At 58.7% G+C, this 3,058-nt stretch carries 3 protein-coding genes; all 3 read left to right on the top strand.

Annotated elements, in window-relative coordinates; translation table 11 throughout:
- Positions 1-1,260: serine--tRNA ligase (gene serS / locus G5358_RS20620; RefSeq protein ID WP_421324833.1), on the top strand; the 1,260-nt coding region annotated here is incomplete at its 5' end.
- A gap of 188 nt (positions 1,261-1,448) precedes the next feature.
- On the top strand, positions 1,449-1,937 hold the full coding sequence (locus G5358_RS20615) for a CvpA family protein (protein WP_005337086.1): 489 nt from the start codon (positions 1,449-1,451) through the stop codon (positions 1,935-1,937).
- 21 nt (positions 1,938-1,958) lie between these two features.
- Positions 1,959-3,058 (top strand): amidophosphoribosyltransferase (gene purF, locus G5358_RS20610; protein ID WP_421324832.1); only part of this gene is annotated, 1,100 nt, incomplete at its 3' end.

Below are 3,058 nucleotides of genomic sequence, written 5' to 3'. Positions count from 1 at the left end.
GAAGCTGCCGCTCGTCTGGCGACACGTGGCTACGTTCTGGACGTAGCGGCTGTCAATGCTCTGGAAGAGAAGCGCAAGGATCTGCAGTCCCGTACCCAGGAGCTGCAGGCCGAGCGCAATGCCCGCTCCAAGTCCATCGGTGAGGCTGCCCGTCGCGGTGAAGATGTTGGCCCGCTCAAGGCCGAGGTGACCAAGATCAATGACGAGCTGGAAACCAGCAAAGTCGAGCTGGATGCGCTGCTGGCCGAGCTGAAAACCATTGCCGACGCCATCCCCAACCTGCCGAGCGAGACCACCCCTGTGGGTCGTGACGAGAACGACAACGTGGAAGTGCGCCGTTGGGGTACCCCGCGTCACTTCGACTTCCCGGTACGGGATCATATCGATCTGGGCGAAGCGGCCAAGGGCGTTGATTTCAAGAACGGCGTCAAGCTCTCCGGTTCCCGTTTCGTGGTGATGAAGGGCCAGATTGCCCGTCTGCACCGCGCCCTGGCCCAGTTCATGCTGGATCTGCACACCCTGCAGCACGGTTACACCGAGTGCTACGTGCCCTATCTGGTCAACCCGGACAGCCTGTACGGTACCGGCCAGCTGCCGAAGTTCTCCCAGGATCTGTTCAATACCGGTATTGACGGGGAAGGGGAAGAAGAGGGCAAGGTGCGCAAGTTCTCCCTGATCCCGACCTCCGAAGTGCCGCTCACCAACATGGCGCGCGACGAGATCTTCGACGAGCAGGAGCTGCCGATCAAGATGACCGCTCACAGCCCCTGCTTCCGCTCCGAAGCGGGCTCCTACGGTCGTGATACCCGTGGTCTCATCCGTATGCACCAGTTCGACAAGGTCGAGATGGTACAGCTGGTTCATCCGGAGAAATCCTGGGAAGCGCTGGAAGAGATGGTGGGTCACGCCGAGAAGGTGCTGCAACTGCTGGAGCTGCCGTATCGCGTGATGGCGCTTTCTACCGGTGACATGGGCTTCTGCGCGGCCAAGACCTACGATCTGGAAGTGTGGCTGCCGGCCCAGAACACCTACCGCGAGATCTCCTCTGTCTCCAACTGCACCGACTTCCAGGCGCGCCGCATGCAGGCTCGCGTGCGTGTCGATGGCAAGCCGCAGCTCATTCACACCTTGAATGGCTCAGGTCTGGCTGTGGGTCGTACCTTGGTCGCTGTGCTTGAGAACTACCAGCAGGCAGATGGTCGTATCGCCATTCCGGCCGCGCTGCAATCCTACATGGGTGGCCTGACCCACATCGGGTAAGCTCACGCAGCTGACCACAACGCCATGGCATTGCCATGGCGTTGTGCATTCTGGCGCCGAACAATCGTTTTAGTGCTGAAAAAAATGCAGCTTTTCGGCGCCGCTTTGAACAGTTAACACATTTTTATCAAGCAATGCGCAATCGTTTTTGTTAGACTGCGCCGCAATTTCGCAGGACATCTTTTTCTATGGTCTGGATTGATTACGCCATCATCGGCATCGTCGGTTTCTCTGCTCTCATCAGTCTGGTGCGCGGCTTCGTCAAGGAGGCCATGTCTCTCGTCACCTGGTTCGTCGCCTTCTTTATTGCCAGCCATTTCTATCCTGATCTCGCCGTCTATTTCACCTCCTTCTCCGATGCGCTGGTTCGCAACGGTCTGGCCATCGCAGCCCTGTTTGTGGCGACCCTGATCCTCGGCAGCGTGGTCAACTATGTGGTGGGCCTGTTGGTGGACAAGACGGGTCTCTCCGGTACCGATCGGGTGCTGGGGGTCTGCTTCGGTGCAATTCGCGGGGTGCTGATCGTCAGTGCCCTGCTTTTTTTCATGGATACCTTCACCAGCCTCTCCCAGAGCGACTGGTGGGTGGCGTCCAAGCTGGTGCCGGAGTTCAAGCCGGTGATCCAGTGGTTTTTCGGGTTCATGTTGAACTCATCCAGTTTTCTTAAACAGGTATAGTGACTTCGAGGTAGCAAAGACATGTGTGGTATTGTCGGTATAGTTGGCACCACCCCCGTCAATCAGGCCCTCTACGACGCCTTGACGGTGTTGCAGCACAGGGGACAGGATGCCGCCGGGATCGTGACCATTGATAGTGGAAACTTCCGGCAACGCAAGGCCAATGGCCTGGTGAAGGACGTGTTTGAAGTGCGCCACATGCAGCGTTTGCAAGGGAACATCGGCATAGGTCATGTCAGATATCCCACCGCAGGCAGCTCAAGTGCCGCTGAAGCCCAACCTTTTTATGTGAACTCTCCCTACGGCATGGTGCTGGCCCATAACGGCAACCTCACCAACGCCAAGGAGCTCAAGGAGCAGCAGTTCAAGGTCGCCCGTCGTCACATCAACACCACCTCCGATTCGGAAGTGTTGCTGAACGTGCTGGCCCACGAGCTGGATCGCTGTGACAAGATGGCCCTGCGTCCCGAAGATATCTTCGCTGCGGTGCGCAGAACCCATCAGCAGATCCGCGGTGCTTATGCGGTGGTCTCGCTGGTGATTGGCCATGGTCTCATCGGTTTTCGCGATCCCAACGGCATTCGCCCGCTGATCCTCGGTCGTCGTCAGGACGAGCAGGGCCAGGTGGAGTACATGCTCGCCTCCGAGAGCGTGGCGCTCGACGCCATCGGTTTCGAGACGGTGCGGGATATTGCGCCGGGTGAAGCCATCTACATCACCGAGCAGGGCCAGCTCTTCTCCGAGCAGTGTGCGGAGAACCCGCAGATGAGCTCCTGTATCTTCGAATATGTCTATTTCGCCCGTCCCGATTCGTGCATCGACAAGGTCTCGGTCTACGCCGCCCGCCTCAACATGGGTCGCAAGCTGGGTCAGAAGATTGCCCGCGAGTGGGAAGATCTCGACGTCGATGTGGTTATCCCCATCCCCGAGACCTCCTGTGACGTGGCGCTGGAGATCGCCCACACCCTCGACCTGCCATACCGTCAGGGCTTCGTGAAGAACCGCTACATCGGCCGTACCTTCATCATGCCGGGCCAGACCCAGCGCAAGAAGTCGGTGCGCCGCAAGCTCAACGCCATCAGCTCCGAATTCAAGGGCAAGAAGGTGTTGCTGGTGGACGA

Origin of the sequence: Aeromonas sp. 604176, from assembly GCF_049170755.1 — a bacterium.
Taxonomy (GTDB): domain Bacteria; phylum Pseudomonadota; class Gammaproteobacteria; order Enterobacterales; family Aeromonadaceae; genus Aeromonas; species Aeromonas veronii_A.
The sequence above is the reverse complement of the archived record's forward strand: the minus strand, read 5'-3'. Positions and strand labels throughout refer to the sequence as shown.